Genomic DNA, 16430 nt, shown 5'->3' on the forward strand with positions numbered 1-16430 from the left:
CCCTTGTACTAAGCCATAGTTGACGGTCTGTTTCACATAGCGTTATTTCCTTTCCCTCGCTCCTGCGTGGGAACGAGAAAAGTGTCAGACGCAGCGCCTACCTATGCACTTTCGAGCTATATGTCACAGGATTGGCAGGCAGCGGTGAGACCGCCGTAAGAGACCTTCTATATGTGTTTGCGTAAGAGACCTTCTATATGTGTTTGCCGTAAGCAATGACTTAATGGCGGAAATGACAGAGCGAAGTAGACGACTTTGTTGTTCGAGAGCATTGGCTGCTAGCGCAGCCAAAAAATGCTATTGCCTATTGACCGGAGAAGGGCTCATATGTGTTAGACGATGTAGAATAATTATTCATGAACTGCAAACTTTAACTCTTCTAAGTGTGTACGCATCAAATCGCTCGGGCTCACAAACGGGGCAAAACGGGAAACGAATTAGACTGTATCCACTTATTTTAAATATATGTCCTTCAGGGCATTCAAAAGAAACTTTTGTTATTCCGTTACCACAACCTTTAATTGGTTTTAGGCCAGAGCCCTCAATCTGGGCTTCGATCCACTTTGCGCCTTTTTTGGGTTCTGGTTTAGGATTAGGTGGTTGTGAAGTATTACTTCGGATGCCAGCCGATTTAGCAGCTACCAACCCTTCATTCACCCAATCCCAATTCATATACTTATCGTCTAGCTTTAATAATTCGTCACTTAAAGCATGTGGTATTTCAGTAAGCGGTGATCTATGAAAGAAGGCGCTTTCTGCATTGTAAGTATCTTCTACTTCAAAGTACTCTTTTATTATCCATTCTTGGCCTGTCGCTTCGACAACCTGGCCTGCCGCCTTATCAAATTGAGTATTATGTTCCTTCAAACGGACTTGTGGGCTTCGAGTAGTCATACCCACCTTTATTAGATATTGGTCAGATGGGTGTATCAAAACATATATGAAGCCAGGTGTAACAGCCATGTCATGTTTCTCTTTCGTCTAACGCCAGCGTAACGGGCCGGTTTGGAGCGGCAGCGGAAAATCGGTCCCGTTGACGCATTGGTTAGCTGAGTCCAGATGGCCAGCGTTCATTGTTCCCACCAGAACCTTCTTGTCTCGAGAGAGATAGCTTTTAAGCTCGAAATCACATTCTCCAAGCAATCAACCATCAAGCCGTAATCAATGTCTGGAAGCCTTTCTCCTTGCCACTTGGCATCGAAGGAAATTGGTTGGTGCGTAATGTTGTGGACAATCTCGCTCCTTACCTTCGAATACGCAATATTGCCGAGACTTCCTTTGTGACAATGATTTTCAAACCACTTTCTTTGTTTCGAATTGCGAAAAAGGTGTGAAACAGCCTCGATCACAAAACCCTCTTCTCTCAATTCATAACCTATTTCGCCCAATGCAATCATGTAGTCCTGCATGTCAGGATCGAACAATTTGGGAAGGTAAGAGAGCAAGCCAATCGGGTGAATTTTATTCCAAAAGCCATATCCGCTATGTTCAGCCAAGACTTTTGTGAAAGCAGCAGACTTTGAATAGTTCGGTATCGCTTTTCGGGGCGGATCGATGTACTCCACTTCTTGATATTGCCTTGCTCCAAGAGCTTCGAGGTGGCAACAACACAGCATCAAAGCTTCCTCTTCTGAGATCTCCGATATAGCTCGGATCGTCTCAAGCTTCGATTCGAGATGCTTGAAGTACGCCTCTATCAGACTATGTCGTGCATCCATGCGCTTTCACCTTCAGCTCACATTGTATTAGCGCGCACTCACTTCCCCAAAACCGTCATACGCGCCTTTTATTTCTTAACTTGCTGTTATTAAGAGCATTTATCGCGATTACTGTCTGTTTCTTTCCCGCGAAAGTGTGCATGCCGCCTATCACGGCTGGTGCATTCACACTATCCCCGAACCTAACAATGTAACCCATTGATGAATAGATTCTTTTATTTTACTGGACTGAGAAAGCGTGAATGCATGATGAGAAAGCGTGCATCCGATTAGGCTTCTCTATCCGATAGGCTGGTTAACTATCCAGCCTTTACCCACGCTACCGCCCATCGATTGTCCGCACTCGGTAAGCGATCTGTCTCTTTGTTTACTTTTTAGCCTACCAAATGTCTAAATACCTTTTCATGCGCTAATGTCCAAAATGTTAGCTAGCGCTTGTTCTGTGATATTCGCTCCAAAAAATTACTTTGCGGTTGGTTACAGGAGTCGCGTTTGGCGGGTGTAGGCTGGGAAAAATAGCAGGTGTAAAAGTGTCGTCTTAGCGATGCTTGGGGGAGGCAAAAGCCACAATAGCTGGGTGTTAGCGGAGGTGACAGCTGGCGTCTAGAAACTCGGCGGTGGTGAATTCTTTGGTTTAATTTGACCAAACGCGGTTAATTGGTCCTTTTTTACGCAAAATTAATGATTATTTCACTAAATTTGTACAACAAATTGTGATTTAGGTTGGTATAATTTTCACCACTTTAACCTCCTCCGCACGCTGTTGGATATTTGTGCTGTGAATATAGACGTCAATAACCTCCTGCTCCAAAACGATATTTTGCTCCTTTTTGTGGTACTTGCCATGGGCCTTGCGGTTGGAAAGGTCAAAATTGGTAATGTGCAATTGGGTGGATCCATCGGTGTACTGTTTACCGCGATCATTTTCGGTAACGCTGGGTTCACCTTCTCGCCTGATGCGCTCAGCATCGGTTTTATGCTGTTTATCTACTGTGTAGGTATTGAGGCAGGCCCGAACTTTTTTGGCGTTTTCTTCCGCGATGGTAAGTCGTATTTGCTACTGGCGCTCACCGTGCTGCTCAGTGCCATTGGCTTAACCTTGTTTTTCCAAGAGCAATTGGGGCTGGATATCAGCATTGCCACCGGCATGATGGCAGGCGCGCTGACTGCAACGCCGGTACTGGTGGGCGCGAAAGATGCCCTAAATTCCGGACTCACGGGCGTTGAGGGGGAGCAGCTGGGCATGATGATCGATAACCTCAGTGTCGGTTATGCCATGGCGTACTTAACCGGTTTGGTCAGCTTGATTGTGCTGGCGAAATTGATGCCGAAGTTACAGCGACACAACTTAGAGCACTCTGCGCAGCAAATTGCGATTGAACGCGGCTTGGGGAGTGAGTCGCAGCGTAAAGTCTATTTACCCATTATCCGCGCCTATCGGGTCGGCCCTGAACTGATCCAGTGGATTGATGGCCGCAATCTGCGCGAGCTGGGTATTTATCGTCAAACCGGCTGTTACATCGAGCGCATTCGTCGTAATGGCATTTTGGCGAACCCAGATGGTGATGCGATTTTGCAAGAAGGCGATGAAATTGCACTGGTGGGCTATCCCGATAGCCATGCCCGCCTCGACCCCAGTTTCCGTAACGGGAAAGAAGTGTTTGATCGCGATCTGCTTGACTTGCGCATTGTTGAAGAAGAAATCGTGGTAAAAAATGACAGCGTCGCGCAGAAGAAGCTATCCGATCTGAATCTGTCAGAATATGGCTGTTTCTTAAACCGTGTGGTGCGCGCACAGGTAGAAATGCCGATGGACCAAGGCATTATTCTCAATAAAGGTGATGTGCTGCAGATCAGCGGCGAGAAAAGCCGTGTGAAAGGTCTGGCTGAACGCATTGGCTTTATCTCGATTCACAGCCAAATGGCCGATCTGCTCGCGTTCTGCTGTTTCTTTATTCTCGGCCTTGGGCTGGGGATGATCACCATGACCTTCGGCCAAGTGACCTTTGGTTTGGGTAATGCCGCTGGTTTGTTGCTGGCGGGAATTAGCTTGGGTTACTTGCGCGCCAATCACCCCACGTTTGGTTATGTGCCACAAGGGGCGCTGAACATGGTCAAAGAGCTCGGGTTGATGACATTTATGGCTGGCATTGGGTTAAGTGCCGGTGGCCGTTTATTTGAATACATCGCCGATATGGGCTTTTCAGTGATCATTGCCAGTATCTTTATCAGCGTGATCCCTGTGATTATCGCCTATTTGATTGGCGCCTATGTGCTGAAAATGAACCGTGCCTTGTTGTTCGGAGCTATTGTCGGTGCGCGTACCTGTGCGCCTGCGATGGATATGATTAACGAGCATGCCCGCAGCACCATTCCGGCGCTGGGTTATGCAGGCACCTATGCGATTGCCAACGTGATCCTCACCTTGGCCGGTACCCTGTTGATCATTCTGGTGTAATTTATTGGCTAACCTTCTATTCGGTCAGCAATAATTCAGCGACTATGCATATAATGAAAGCGTCCAATTTGGGCGCTTTTTTGCTCACAAGGGGTTACGCATGCAGGTGCTTATTATCGAAGATGATTCGATTCTCAGTCATCACGTGAAAACGGAGCTGACTGAGCTGGGTCATCATGTGCGCTGTGCCAGCACAGCCAGCGAGGGGCTGTATTATGCCGATCAATTTCCAAATGACATTGCAATCATTGACTTAGGCTTGCCCGATCAAGATGGCATTAGTTTAATTCGCGACATTCGTGCCAAGGGGCTGCGTTTACCTATTTTGGTATTAACCGCCCGCGCGAATTGGCAGGATAAAGTGACCGGGCTGGATGCCGGCGCGGATGATTATTTGGTGAAGCCGTTTCAAAAGCCAGAATTGGTGGCACGGCTGAATGCCTTGGTGCGACGGAGTGCCGGTTTTGTGAAACCTACCATTACCGCAGGCGATATCGAGCTCGATTTGCTGGCCAAATCCGTCTTGGTAAAAGGCCAACCTTTAGAGCTGACCGCCTTTGAGTATGATCTGTTTGAGTACTTGATTCGCCACAGCCGCGAAGTGATCTCCAAACAGCGTTTACTCGATGTGCTGTATCACGACCAAGACGGCGATCCGAATACCATCGAGGTGATGATTAGCCGTTTACGCAAAAAACTGGTACAAAGCGGTCATGAAAACCCGATTTCCACCGTGCGTGGTCAAGGGTATCTTTTTGAAATCCAAGCTGAGTAATTCATGAAATTAGGCCAATTCGCTTTGTGTCGTTGCCGCACGCGGTTGCGAACCCGTGTGCTTGCTACCTCGATCGGTATTATTTTACTGTTTTCGATTGCCCTAGCGGCGTTGATTAATAAGCTGTATCAGCAAAACTCAATGGCGGCGTACTCGCGCGATTTGGTGTCGCAAATTCCGATGGTGATGGCGCAGCTCAGCCGCGATGGCTTAATCCGTGCCGACCAGCTCACCGCGTGGATCCAATCGCTTGATCCGTCTAGCTCGGATTATATGTCGGTTCTCTGCACCCCAGAAAATCACACCTTATGGACATCGCGAGATGTCAAAGCCTTAAAGGTGGATGACATTTGTGCCCTCTTCCCTTCGCAAGCCACCACGCCACAGTATCTATCGATTGGGGGGTTCAACGTGGTGGCCCAACGGCTATCTTCTGATAAGCAGCCGAGCGATAGCCCTAATCATTTGTATGTACTGCGTAATGTGGGGCAAGAAAAGCAACAGCTCGCCAATTTGGAAACAGAGACATGGTTTTACATCAGTTTGCTGTTCTTTTCTGCTTCTGCGCTGGTTGTGGCGGCGTGCCATTGGAGTTTTTCGCCACTGCGCCGCTTGGCGAAAGAGCTGATTGCGATCACCGAATCGCGTCAACAAACCTTGGACAGTGATTACCCTGATGAGCTGCAAGATCTCACCCAAGCACTCAATCAGATGATCACACAGCGGGAAAAGCAAAAAGTGCGTTATCGTCACGCCATGGATGACTTGGCACATAGCCTTAAAACACGCTTAGCGGCCACCAACGCCCTACTCGATGATAACAGCTTGAATCGCGAGCAATTGAACAAGCGTATTTTGGAGCAAGTCAGCCAAATGGATGACATGGTGCAGTACCAGCTTAAACGGGCTTTGGTGGGGCAACGCGGCCTAAAGCGTGATGACAGCTCGCTAACCATTCCTGTCGATAGTCTGACGGGGATGTTAGATAAAGCCTATCGGGATAAACCCGTGACGGTGATCCGTGGCTTTGCTGAAGATGCCACCCTCCCGCTTCATCGCAGCGATCTGATGGAGCTGTTGGGGAATTTACTCGAGAACGCGTACCGCTTTTGTCTTGAGCAGGTGCTGATCCGATTGGAAGATAAAGGCGATGCGTGGCAGCTTTCTATCGAGGATGACGGCCCCGGCGTGCCGGAGTGTTATCGCGAGAGTATTTTTCAGCGCGGCGTGCGTGCCGATCAGCTAAATCCGGGCACTGGGATTGGCTTGGCGGTGTGTGATGAAATTATTGCCAGCTATGATGGTTCCATTCAAGTCGCCCAATCCTCATTACAGGGCGCCGCGTTTGTTCTCACCCTGCCCAAACGCTAGCTAACACCGTGTGTGATGCCAATAAAAAACGCAGCCGTTTGGGCTGCGTTTTTTATTAAGCTATGTTTTCACTGGGCTGCAGATATATCGGACTCGGCGAAGCTGCGCATTTCCCACTCGCTAAGACCGAGACGCCAACGCGGGCTAATCGCTGTCTGGGTCTGCTAACAAATCGTCTTTAGCAGCCATCATATATTGGTACATCGACCAATAGGTCAGGCCGGTTGCAGCATAGAGCGCGACATAACCTAGCCATTCAATCCAAGGCGCGGCGTGCCAAAGCAGCATCGTTAGAGCAAACATTTGTGAGGCCGTTTTAAATTTGCCCACCCAAGAGACAGCAACGCTGGCACGTTTACCAATTTCCGCCATCCACTCGCGCAGTGCCGAAATAATCACTTCTCGCGCAATCATAGTCGCAGCGGGAATCGTGACCCAAATGGAGTAGTAATGCTCGACAATCAACACCATGGCAATTGCCACCATCACCTTATCGGCAACGGGATCGAGAAAGGCGCCAAAACGGGTCGATTGTTTTAAACGGCGAGCTAAATACCCATCCAACCAATCAGTAACACCGGCAATCACAAAAACGAGTGCCGCGGCAAACGGAGCCCATTCGTAGGGCAAATAATAGGCGATGACAAAGACCGGGATTAGCGCAAGGCGCAAAAAGGTCAAAATGGTGGGTATATTAAGGCGCATGCTCAGCTTTTTATTGTTGGATTGACTACGTTATGTTGCCCCATTGCCTCTAACCTTGCAATGAGGAATGAATTTTCTCTGCCAGTGTTCGGCTGATCCCGGGGACTTTGGCGATTTCTTCGACACTGGCGTTGCGCAACTCTTGGATCCCACCAAGATATTTCAGCAAAGCTTGGCGACGTTTCGGACCAATACCTTCGATTTGGGTCAGCACACTTTGTTTGCGTGCTTTTCCGCGTGCGGCGCGGTGTCCAGCAATAGCGTGATCATGGCTTTCATCGCGAATGTGTTGAATAAGATGCAACGCCGGTGAGTCGGCCGGCAACGAGAATTGCTCGCCAGAGACTTTGATCAGTGTCTCTAGGCCCGGTTTACGGCTAGTCCCTTTGGCAACACCCAAAATAAGCGGATGAATGGGCCAATCGGCGATCAGGGGTTTCAGTACCTCCCACGCGCGATTGAGCTGCCCTTTCCCCCCATCAATCACGATAATGTCGGGGATTTTTTCTGGCTCGAGCTGTTTGCTGTAGCGACGAGTCAGCACTTGGGCCATTGCAGCGTAATCATCGCCGCCGGTGATCCCTTCAATGTTGTAACGGCGATACTCTTTTTTTAGCGGGCCATCTTGGTTAAACACCACGCACGACGCCACGGTTTTTTCACCCATGGTGTGGCTGATATCAAAACACTCCATCCGTTTGACCGGGTTTAACCCTAGCGTTTCTTGCAAAATCTTGTAGCGGTGCTGGATGGTCATGCGATGGTTTATCTTGCTGGTTAACGCCGTACGCGCATTGGTGTTGGCTAGCTTTAAGAAGCGTGCCCGCGCGCCGCGTGGTTTGCTTTGCAGTTGCACACGCCGCCCGGCGATTTCACTCAAGGTATCTGACAACCAGGTAAGATCGTCGCCGATGTCATCAGAAATCAAAATGTGGCTAGGAATGGTGCGCCCTTCTGCTTGGGYCAAATAAAACTGGCTGACAAAGCTAGACACCACTTCGGCAGGTTCCGTCTCCGCTGGCATTTTGGGGAAGTAGCTGCGGCTACCTAACACTTTACCTTGGCGTAAAAACAGCACATGAATACAGGCCACACCGTTCTCAAGTCCAAACCCAATCACGTCCAGATCTTCGTCGCTATCTTGCGAGACAAACTGCTGCTCCTGCACACGGCGCAAGGCTTGGATTTGATCACGGTATTCAGCGGCTTTTTCGAATTGAAGCTGCTGACTGGCGGTTTCCATTTTTTCCACCAGCGAATCGATCACTTGGCGATTTTTGCCCTGCAAGAATAAACGGGCAAAATTCACCTGCTCGGCGTACTCCTCATCATTGACCAATCCGGGCACACAAGGCCCCGCACACCGACCAATTTGATACATCAAACAGGGACGACTGCGGTTGGCGTAAACGGAGTCTTCGCATTGGCGAACGGGGAAAATTTTCTGCAGCAAGTGCAGGCTTTGTCTCACTGCGCTCGCATCCGGAAACGGGCCGAAGTATTCGCCCTTTTTCTTTTTCGCACCGCGATGAACCGCCAAGCGAGGATGGGTATGGCCGCTTAGATAAATGTAGGGGTAGGATTTATCATCGCGCAGCAACACGTTGTATTTCGGCAGGTGTTGCTTGATGAGGTTGTGTTCAAGGATCAGCGCTTCCGTTTCCGTGTGGGTGACGGTGACTTCCACATTGGCGATGTTTCGCACCAAGGCTTTGGTTTTTTCGCTGGAAACTTGCACACGAAAGTAGCTGGCAAGACGCTTGCTCAGATCTTTCGCCTTACCCACATAAATGATCTCACCCGAGGCGTCCATCATGCGATAAACGCCCGGTTGGTGAGGAACCGTTTTTAAAAAGCTTTTTGAATCAAATGTGTCTGGCACTACAGAGTCTCGGTATCTAACATCCCGTGACGAATGGCGAGGTGAGTCAACTCCACATCCCCGTTAATGCCTAGCTTGCTAAACAAACGATAGCGGTAACTATTAACGGTTTTGGGGCTTAAACTGAGCTGCTCGGAAATGTCCGTGACTTTTTGCCCTTTGGTGATCATCAGCATGATCTGCAATTCACGTTCAGACAGCTCCTTGAAAGGGTTGTCAGAAGAAGCGGAAAACTGACTAAGCGCCATTTGCTGAGCAATATCCGGGGAAATGTACCGTTGGCCGCTATTGACCATGCGGATCGCATTCACCACTTCGTCCGCGCCCGCCCCTTTGGTGAGATAGCCCGCGGCACCCGCTTGCATCACCTTGGTTGGGAATGGGTTCTCGGTATGAATCGTGAGTACGATGATCTTGGCATCCGGCGAGTAGCGAAGCAACTTACGTGTGGCTTCCAAACCCCCGATGCCCGGCATGTTCATGTCCATCAGGACAATATCGGCGTGATTTTGCCGACACCACTTGAGTGCGGCTTCACCGCTGTCGGCTTCCCCTACCACTTTAATTCCACGGACGTCTTCTAATAGACGTCGAATCCCTGTGCGAACCAGCTCGTGATCATCTACAAGGAAAACAGTGATCAATCTTGTATCTCCACTTGGTTTGGTTCGCCAACTTGTTGCTTCACCGCAACGGTTGGACGTGTCTTAACGCATATTACTTGAGTTTTACCACGGATGAAAAGGCAACAACAGGGCCGATGTACCGAATCGCAAATTTTCATACACTGAACTGTCAAAAAACAGTCAACCCGTCTAAATTATGGCCAACACGGTGATATTTGCACCAAGTTGCTGACCATAAACGGAGTAACGTCATGTTGACATGTCAGCATTTTTGAACACATCGCGGCCCTGTCCGTGATTACGAGAGGGCTAAACCCCTTAGGCTATAGCGCCAAACACAGATACTTCATTTCGAGGTATTCATCCAAGCCCCATTGTGACCCTTCTCGGCCCAAGCCTGATTGTTTCACCCCACCAAAGGGCGCCACCGCGGTTGAAATAAGGCCGGTATTAATCCCCACCATGCCGTACTCCAAGGCTTCTGCGACACGATGCACGCGGCTAATGTCTCGCGCATAAAAATACGACGCCAGACCAAACTCGGTATCGTTCGCCATTGCGATAGCCTCAGCGTCATCATTAAAAGCAAACAAGGGCGCAACCGGACCGAAGGTTTCTTCTTTAGCAATCCGCATCGCCGGTGTGGCATGTTTGATGACCGCAGGCTGAGTAAAGTTTTCCCCTAACTCTGGGCAATCGCCGCCAAGCAGGATCTCGCCACCGTGTTGCTTGGCATCGTCCAAATGCGCTTTCACTTTGTCGATCGCACCACGATTAATCAGCGGGCCAATGTCCACCTTGTCATCGGTGCCAAGACCGACACGTAATTGACTAACCGCTTGTGTGAATTTTTCTGCGAAGGCGTCATAGATACTCGATTGCACATAGATTCGGTTCACACAAACGCACGTTTGTCCCGCATTGCGGTATTTAGCCGCAATGGCACCTTCAACCGCAGCATCGATATCCGCATCATCAAAAACAATAAACGGCGCATTGCCCCCCAACTCCAGCGACAGCTTTTTAATGCTTGGCGCGCATTTTTCCATCAGTTGTGCGCCAATTTCCGTCGAGCCAGTGAATGAGAGCTTACGTACCCGATCATCGCTGCAAAGCGTGTCGGCAATCGGCCCAGCCGTGCCGGTGACAATGCTTAGTACCCCGGCAGGCACACCCGCGCGCAGTGCCAATTCTCCTAGCGCCAACGCCGACAACGGTGTATCACTGGCCGGCTTCACCACCATCGTACAACCTGCCGCCAGTGCTGCCGCGGCTTTGCGGGTGATCATCGCGGCCGGAAAATTCCAAGGCGTAATCGCTGCCGTTACGCCAATCGGCTGCTTGATCACAGAGATGCGTTTATCGGCCTGCTCGGCAGGAATAGTCGCGCCATACACGCGCTTCGCTTCTTCAGCAAACCACTGCAAAAATGACGCCGCGTATTGGATCTCGCCCGCGGCTTCTTTCAGCGGCTTGCCTTGCTCGGCGGTCATGATCGCCGCTAAGTCGTCTTTGTGTTCCAGCATCAGCTCGTACCAGCGGTACAATACATCGGCACGGGCTTTCGCCGTTAGCGCACGCCACTCGGGCAAGGCCGCATCGGCGGCATCAATTGCTTGTCGTGTTTCCTCGGCGCCCATATTGGGTACGTTTGCCAAACACGTTCCATTGGCAGGATTGGTCACCGGGCGTGTTTTTTGGTTGTGGGCATCTTTCCATTGACCGTTAATCAGTGCTTGTGTCTTAAGCAGCGTCATGTCCTGCAATTGCATAATGGCTCCTTTTTGTTCAAAGGTGTTGCGCGTTCACCCAAATCATACTGGCACCTTGCCAGCTCACGAATAGCACGGCAAGATATTCGCTGAGATCAACGACTATAAGCCAGTAAATGCACAATGTCTGCTCAAGTAGACAGCAAATAACCACAACGGCTTATAGATACCGGCGCAAACACAGCTGGCCCTTCAACAGAAAAAGGATGCTCTATGCGTATTTTTAGCCAGTTCGATAGCGGGAATATCCGCGTTCTGAATGACGACGACATCAACAATATCCAGCTTGCCATTCACCAAGACAATCAGTCTGAGTTTTATCAGTGGTTCCACTTTCGCCTTGAAGCTGAGGTCAATCAGGCCCATACGCTCCATATTCAGCAGCTTGCAGGCTCTGCCTACCCTGAAGGCTGGAAAGACTACCAAGCGGTTGCCTCATACGACCGTGATACCTGGTTCCGTGTTCCTACTGAATTCGACGGCGATACCTTGACCATGAAGGTGACGCCGCAACACGGCTCGATGTACTTTGCGTATTTCGCACCGTATAGCTATGAGCGCCACTTGGATTTGATTCATCAAGCGCAAACCTACCCACAGTGCCAATTAGAAACGCTTGGCCAAACCCTAGATGGCCGCGATATTAGCCTATTGAAAATTCGCGCTGATTTAGGGGAATCCGCTCAACCGAAAACGCCCATTTGGCTGATTGCCCGCCAGCACCCCGGCGAGACCATGGCGGAATGGTTTATGGAAGGTTTGCTCGACCGATTGCTTGACGACACGGACACCACCGCCCGTGCGCTGTTGGAAAAAGCGGACTTTTACATCGTGCCCAACATGAATCCCGATGGCAGCGTACGCGGCCACTTACGCACCAATGCCGTCGGTGCCAACTTAAACCGCGAATGGGAAACGCCAAGCCTTGAGCGCAGCCCTGAGGTATATCATGTTCGTGCCCGTATGGAGCAAACAGGGGTGAAAATGTGCCTCGATATTCACGGCGATGAGGCGATACCGTACAACTTTGTAGCCGGTTGCGAGGGGATCCCATCTTACGATGAACGTATGGCCGATCTTGAAAACCGCTTCAAACGTGCGCTGCTTACCGTGACGCCGGAGTTTCAAGACGAGCATGGCTATGAAAAAGACGCGCCCGGTAAAGCCAATTTAACCGTGGGATCAAACTGGATTGGCGAGCGCTTTAAGTGTTTGTCATACACGGTTGAAATGCCCTTTAAAGATCACAACGACCAACCGGATCCAGACTTTGGCTGGTCATCTGCGCGCAGCCAAGCCTTTGGTCGCGATATGCTCAGCGCCATCCTCGCGGTAGTGGATACACTGTAACGCACCCAATATGCGCGAGACTCAAAAGCCGATGCCGCGTCATCGGCTTTTTCTATGTCTGTCATAGATTATTTCTGTTTTCGCTCGTCGGCAAAGGCTCGTAAACTAGCCAAAAATCATTCGACGAGGAACAATAATGACAACCCTAACCTCACGTTGCCCTCACTGCCAAGCAATGAACCGTATTCCGAGCGAACGCGTGAACGACGTGCCCAAGTGTGGCAAGTGTCAATCAGCGCTATTGGAAGGAAAACCCATTGAAGGCACCAGCGATAACTTTGCTGCCTTACTTAATAGCGACAAGCCAGTAGTAGTGGATTTTTGGGCCCCTTGGTGCGGACCATGCCAAAGTTTTGCACCTGCTTTTGAGGCCATCGCCGAACAGGAAGAGGGGCGTGCGCTGTTTGTGAAAATTGACACTGAAGCGCAGCAAGCGCTGGCGGCACAATATCGTATTCGCAGCATTCCGACGCTAATGGTGTTTAAAAACGGCGAGCGCGTTGACATGATGAACGGCGCCCTGCCACAAAATGCCTTTAGCGACTGGTTGAGCCAGCACCTTAGCTAATCGCTATTCGCTAACCATCCTTTCATAATGATCACGCGGCGCTACACTTTTAGCGCCGCGCCTTGTTTTACCGCGCGGATCGCCACATTGGTATTGATGTCTTTGACCATCGCCAAGGTCTGTAACTGGCGCATAAAGGCTTCATAGTGCGGTAAATCGCGCGTCACCACTTCCAGTAAATAGTCATAAGTACCTGAGATCACGTGGCCGTTGATCACTTCATCCATATCCACCAGCGCGTTTTCAAAGGTGACAATCGCCTCTTCTCGATGATTACTCAAACTCACGTTAACGAAAAAGGTCATGTTTAGCCCAATCCGCTGGCGATTTAGGGTGACCTGATAGGACGCTATCACCCCATCGGCTTCCAGCTTTTTGATTCGTCTTGCACAAGGCGAAAACGACAACCCAACCGCATCAGCGATTTCCGCGGTGGTACGCCGCGCATCGTCTTGCAACAGCGCCAGAATCGCTTTGTCTTTACTGTCCAAATCGCTTCCTTAGTGATTTTCAACAACAAAAATATAATTAAAGATGATAAACGCTAACATAATGGAAAATCACTCTTTAATTTGCCACCAATCCCTCCTTTGACGCTGCCACACTAACTCTATTCTTGAACAAGGAAGTGACCAACCATGCCTGCCACCTCTCAACGTGTATTAGGCCTTGCCGCCATGCTTGTCACCGTGACCATTTGGGCGAGCCTGTTTATCTCATTGCGTCAGGCCAGCCAATCGGTGTTAACCAGTGGCGATGTTGCCCTACTGCGCTTTTTGCCCGCCGCTCTCCTATTTGGTTGGCTGAGCCGTCATCGAGTCCGTCATATTGTCTCCGTGCCCAAACGTTATCTGTTTGCGATTGCCTTCGGTGCTGGTTTACCGTTTTATCTGCTCGCTGCCACCGGTATGCAGTTAGCCCATGTTGCCGATGGCGCCTCGTTAATTCCGGGGATCTTGCCACTGTTTGTCTCTACCATCGCTTGGGGCGTTTATGGTGAATCACTCTCGGTGGGACGGCGATTAGGGATTGGGCTTATAGTGATCGGTATCGGTGTGTTTTTGTGGCATTCGCTATTCTTCTCACCGTGGAGCGTCACCCAAGGCCATTTGATTTTGCTTGCGGCCAGTATCAGCTGGGCGTGGTTTACCATTGGCGTACGTGTGACAGGATTGAATGCCGCAGAAGCCGGAGCGGTACTCGCGATTTCGGCCGTCTTGTTGCTGCCTGTGGGCGCGATGAGCGGGCTGATCTCGTTTAACTTGCTCCAAGCGCCTTTGGGCGAGCTGGGCTACCATGTGCTGGCGCAAGGCTTGGGCGTGGGGATCATTGCCAATTACAGCTATGCATTTGCGATTCGTCGCTTAGGTGCAGAAATGAGTGCCGCAATAGGCGCATTTACGCCTGTGGTGGCCGCGCTGATCGCCATTCCTGTGTTCTCAGAAACCGTCAGTCTGCTCACCGTTGTGGCGATGGCGTTGATCGTATTCGGTGCGGTGCTCGCCAGTGAGGGGATAAAGTGGCGACGCACACAAACAAAAAGCGGCCCGCAGGCCGCTTAATCTGTGATTCGACGTAAACGCTATCCGGTTAGAGATAGTCGCCACGACGCAAGGCATCGATACGTTTTTCTAGCGGTGGGTGAGTCATAAACAACTCACTCAGCGTTTTCTTACCGTTGATGCCAAATGCCATCATTGAGCCTTCCAGTTTCGGCTCGTGGCTGACTTTTAAACGCTCCAGCGCCGCAATCATTTTCTGTTTGCCTACCAGCTGCGCAGAGCCTGCATCGGCGCGGAATTCGCGATGACGGCTAAACCACATGGTGAGAATGCTAGCCAGAATACCAAACACGATTTCTAGCACTGACGACACCAAGAAGTACATCATCCAGTTGCCACCGCCTTCACCTTCTTCGTCACTGTTCATGCCACTCACCGCGCCGGCGATTACACGAGAAATAAAGATAACGAAGGTGTTCACTACCCCTTGCATCAAGGTCATGGTGACCATGTCGCCGTTGGCAATGTGGCTGACTTCGTGCGCCAGTACCGCTTCCGCTTCATCACGGGTCATGCTTTGTAGTAACCCCGTTGATACCGCGACCACGGAGTCGTCTCGTTTTGCTCCGGTGGCAAATGCGTTGATATCGGGCGAGTTATAAATCGCCACAGTAGGCATGCCAATGCCAGCACGCTGAGCCTGTTGGCTAACGGTGTTCATCAACCAGTGCTCGGTTTCATTGCGTGGATGCTCAATCACTTGCGCCCCTACTGAGCGAAGTGCCATGGATTTTGACATCAGCAACGAAATAATTGAGCCGCCAAAACCGAATACARCCGCCAATACCAGCAACCCAGACAAGCTGCCCGGTTGCATGCCTGTGACCGCGTAGATGATGTTCAGCACAATGCTGAATACGATCAGTACCGCGAGGTTGGTAGCAAGAAATAATCCTATGCGTTTCATCGTGTGTCTCCGTCGCTTAAACCCAGTGTTTAGCGCTTACTTGTTGTAATGGTAAAAATAGTATGGGCATTCAAGATAAAAACAATCCTTTGATGCAATTTGTTACGAATAAAATGATTGAATCCGCCCATCGCTACAAACAGCAGCACCACTCCGCTGACCAGTTAGTGTGGCACGTTATTCCCATCTGATATAGATAAAATGTGAGCTAGGCCGATTGAGAAATTTTTATCTATAATTCATAAAGATAAAAACAAACTTAACACACAGGACCAGCATTTTAGACAAATCCAAGCTACTATAGACTTTAGTCGAGTTGTAATTGCGTTAAGACGGCGCTAATTTGGCTGCAGCTGTTTAAAACTAGATAACATTTTCTCACTCATTGTTTACATCGCGATGAAGCATCAATGAGACGAGACAAAGTGTGAAGCCCTGATCAAGAGCCGCGTTAAAACAACGCGTTATCAATGGAGTGAAACCATGGCAGAAAAAGAAAACTACCGTGTCGCTATCGACATCTTATGCTGTCATCTCGGCATGAGCTTCGACGAAGCCTGCTCAGAACTTGGGTTAGCATCGGATGACGCCAGTGCAGCGCGACAAATTGCAGAAGTCCAGCAAGGTCTAATGGGATTACTGGACGATCAAAAATAAGCGGTCGTTTTCAGTCATTCCTGTTACAAGCCCGCCTCTACATTAGCAAAAAGCCAGTTTTCACTGGCTTTTTTTTGTG

15 protein-coding genes are annotated in these 16430 nt (G+C 49.9%); 7 read left to right on the top strand and 8 right to left on the bottom strand.

Features of this window, described 5'->3' with window-relative positions:
• Nucleotides 1-354: 354 nt before the first annotated feature.
• Nucleotides 355-963: a GIY-YIG nuclease family protein gene (locus BZJ19_RS09095; RefSeq protein WP_077675390.1), complete on the bottom strand. Its 609-nt coding sequence runs from the start codon at nt 961-963 to the stop codon at nt 355-357.
• A 107-nt stretch (nt 964-1070) separates the two neighbouring features.
• The gene (locus tag BZJ19_RS09100) at nt 1071-1718 is read right to left on the bottom strand and encodes a hypothetical protein (protein ID WP_077675391.1); all 648 of its coding nucleotides are present in this window, start codon (nt 1716-1718) and stop codon (nt 1071-1073) included.
• Between the two features lie 778 nt (nt 1719-2496).
• On the opposite strand from BZJ19_RS09100, the gene BZJ19_RS09105 reads away from it, so the two are divergent.
• From BZJ19_RS09105 to BZJ19_RS09115, 3 genes are all read left to right on the top strand, one after another.
• Nucleotides 2497-4176, top strand: coding sequence for an aspartate:alanine antiporter (locus tag BZJ19_RS09105; protein ID WP_069587238.1), 1680 nt, complete (start codon nt 2497-2499; stop codon nt 4174-4176).
• Between the two features lie 100 nt (nt 4177-4276).
• Complete coding sequence (locus BZJ19_RS09110) at nt 4277-4951, top strand: response regulator (RefSeq protein ID WP_077675392.1); 675 nt, start codon at nt 4277-4279, stop codon at nt 4949-4951.
• Nucleotides 4952-4954: 3 nt separating this feature from the next.
• Nucleotides 4955-6322, top strand: a complete 1368-nt coding sequence (locus BZJ19_RS09115) for an ATP-binding protein (protein ID WP_077675393.1) — start codon at nt 4955-4957, stop codon at nt 6320-6322.
• Between the two features lie 144 nt (nt 6323-6466).
• Here BZJ19_RS09115 and pgsA read toward each other — a convergent pair whose 3' ends face one another.
• The 4 genes from pgsA to BZJ19_RS09135 form a co-directional block, all read right to left on the bottom strand.
• Nucleotides 6467-7027, bottom strand: coding sequence for a CDP-diacylglycerol--glycerol-3-phosphate 3-phosphatidyltransferase (gene pgsA, locus BZJ19_RS09120; RefSeq protein ID WP_069591012.1), 561 nt, complete (start codon nt 7025-7027; stop codon nt 6467-6469).
• A 49-nt stretch (nt 7028-7076) separates the two neighbouring features.
• Complete coding sequence (gene uvrC, locus BZJ19_RS09125) at nt 7077-8909, bottom strand: excinuclease ABC subunit UvrC (RefSeq protein ID WP_077675394.1); 1833 nt, start codon at nt 8907-8909, stop codon at nt 7077-7079.
• Complete coding sequence (gene uvrY / locus BZJ19_RS09130; protein ID WP_069591014.1) at nt 8909-9553, bottom strand: UvrY/SirA/GacA family response regulator transcription factor; 645 nt, start codon at nt 9551-9553, stop codon at nt 8909-8911. Before uvrY ends, uvrC begins: the two co-directional genes overlap by 1 nt.
• A 305-nt stretch (nt 9554-9858) precedes the next feature.
• The gene (locus tag BZJ19_RS09135) at nt 9859-11307 is read right to left on the bottom strand and encodes an NAD-dependent succinate-semialdehyde dehydrogenase (protein ID WP_077479710.1); all 1449 of its coding nucleotides are present in this window, start codon (nt 11305-11307) and stop codon (nt 9859-9861) included.
• Between the two features lie 213 nt (nt 11308-11520).
• On the opposite strand from BZJ19_RS09135, the gene BZJ19_RS09140 reads away from it, so the two are divergent.
• Both BZJ19_RS09140 and trxC read left to right on the top strand, forming a co-directional pair.
• Nucleotides 11521-12657 (top strand): M14 family metallopeptidase, encoded by a 1137-nt coding sequence (locus BZJ19_RS09140; protein ID WP_077675395.1) that lies wholly within the window; start codon nt 11521-11523, stop codon nt 12655-12657.
• Between the two features lie 136 nt (nt 12658-12793).
• Nucleotides 12794-13225, top strand: a complete 432-nt coding sequence (trxC, locus tag BZJ19_RS09145) for a thioredoxin TrxC (RefSeq protein WP_077675396.1) — start codon at nt 12794-12796, stop codon at nt 13223-13225.
• 41 nt (nt 13226-13266) lie between these two features.
• Here trxC and BZJ19_RS09150 read toward each other — a convergent pair whose 3' ends face one another.
• The gene (locus BZJ19_RS09150) at nt 13267-13716 is read right to left on the bottom strand and encodes an Lrp/AsnC family transcriptional regulator (protein ID WP_069591022.1); all 450 of its coding nucleotides are present in this window, start codon (nt 13714-13716) and stop codon (nt 13267-13269) included.
• 147 nt (nt 13717-13863) lie between these two features.
• Between BZJ19_RS09150 and BZJ19_RS09155 the strand changes: the two genes are divergently transcribed.
• Nucleotides 13864-14787 (top strand): DMT family transporter, encoded by a 924-nt coding sequence (locus BZJ19_RS09155; protein WP_077675397.1) that lies wholly within the window; start codon nt 13864-13866, stop codon nt 14785-14787.
• A gap of 28 nt (nt 14788-14815) precedes the next feature.
• Here BZJ19_RS09155 and htpX read toward each other — a convergent pair whose 3' ends face one another.
• Nucleotides 14816-15694: a protease HtpX gene (htpX, locus tag BZJ19_RS09160; RefSeq protein ID WP_077675398.1), complete on the bottom strand. Its 879-nt coding sequence runs from the start codon at nt 15692-15694 to the stop codon at nt 14816-14818.
• A gap of 483 nt (nt 15695-16177) precedes the next feature.
• Between htpX and BZJ19_RS17185 the strand changes: the two genes are divergently transcribed.
• Nucleotides 16178-16351 (top strand): hypothetical protein, encoded by a 174-nt coding sequence (locus BZJ19_RS17185; RefSeq protein ID WP_167314491.1) that lies wholly within the window; start codon nt 16178-16180, stop codon nt 16349-16351.
• Nucleotides 16352-16430 lie beyond the last annotated feature (79 nt).

Origin of the sequence: Salinivibrio proteolyticus (assembly GCF_001996165.1) — a bacterium.
Taxonomy (GTDB): domain Bacteria; phylum Pseudomonadota; class Gammaproteobacteria; order Enterobacterales; family Vibrionaceae; genus Salinivibrio; species Salinivibrio proteolyticus.

Excerpts from the sequence above, each read along its gene's own strand:
- BZJ19_RS09100 (WP_077675391.1), bottom strand. The coding sequence starts at position 1,718 with ATGGATGCACGACATAGTCTGATAGAGGCGTACTTCAAGCATCTCGAA.
- BZJ19_RS09135 (WP_077479710.1), bottom strand. The coding sequence starts at position 11,307 with ATGCAATTGCAGGACATGACGCTGCTTAAGACACAAGCACTGATTAAC.
- BZJ19_RS17185 (WP_167314491.1), top strand. The coding sequence starts at position 16,178 with ATGGCAGAAAAAGAAAACTACCGTGTCGCTATCGACATCTTATGCTGT.
- trxC (WP_077675396.1), top strand. The coding sequence starts at position 12,794 with ATGACAACCCTAACCTCACGTTGCCCTCACTGCCAAGCAATGAACCGT.
- BZJ19_RS09115 (WP_077675393.1), top strand. The coding sequence starts at position 4,955 with ATGAAATTAGGCCAATTCGCTTTGTGTCGTTGCCGCACGCGGTTGCGA.
- BZJ19_RS09155 (WP_077675397.1), top strand. The coding sequence starts at position 13,864 with ATGCCTGCCACCTCTCAACGTGTATTAGGCCTTGCCGCCATGCTTGTC.
- BZJ19_RS09110 (WP_077675392.1), top strand. The coding sequence starts at position 4,277 with ATGCAGGTGCTTATTATCGAAGATGATTCGATTCTCAGTCATCACGTG.
- pgsA (WP_069591012.1), bottom strand. The coding sequence starts at position 7,027 with ATGCGCCTTAATATACCCACCATTTTGACCTTTTTGCGCCTTGCGCTA.
- BZJ19_RS09095 (WP_077675390.1), bottom strand. The coding sequence starts at position 963 with ATGGCTGTTACACCTGGCTTCATATATGTTTTGATACACCCATCTGAC.
- BZJ19_RS09140 (WP_077675395.1), top strand. The coding sequence starts at position 11,521 with ATGCGTATTTTTAGCCAGTTCGATAGCGGGAATATCCGCGTTCTGAAT.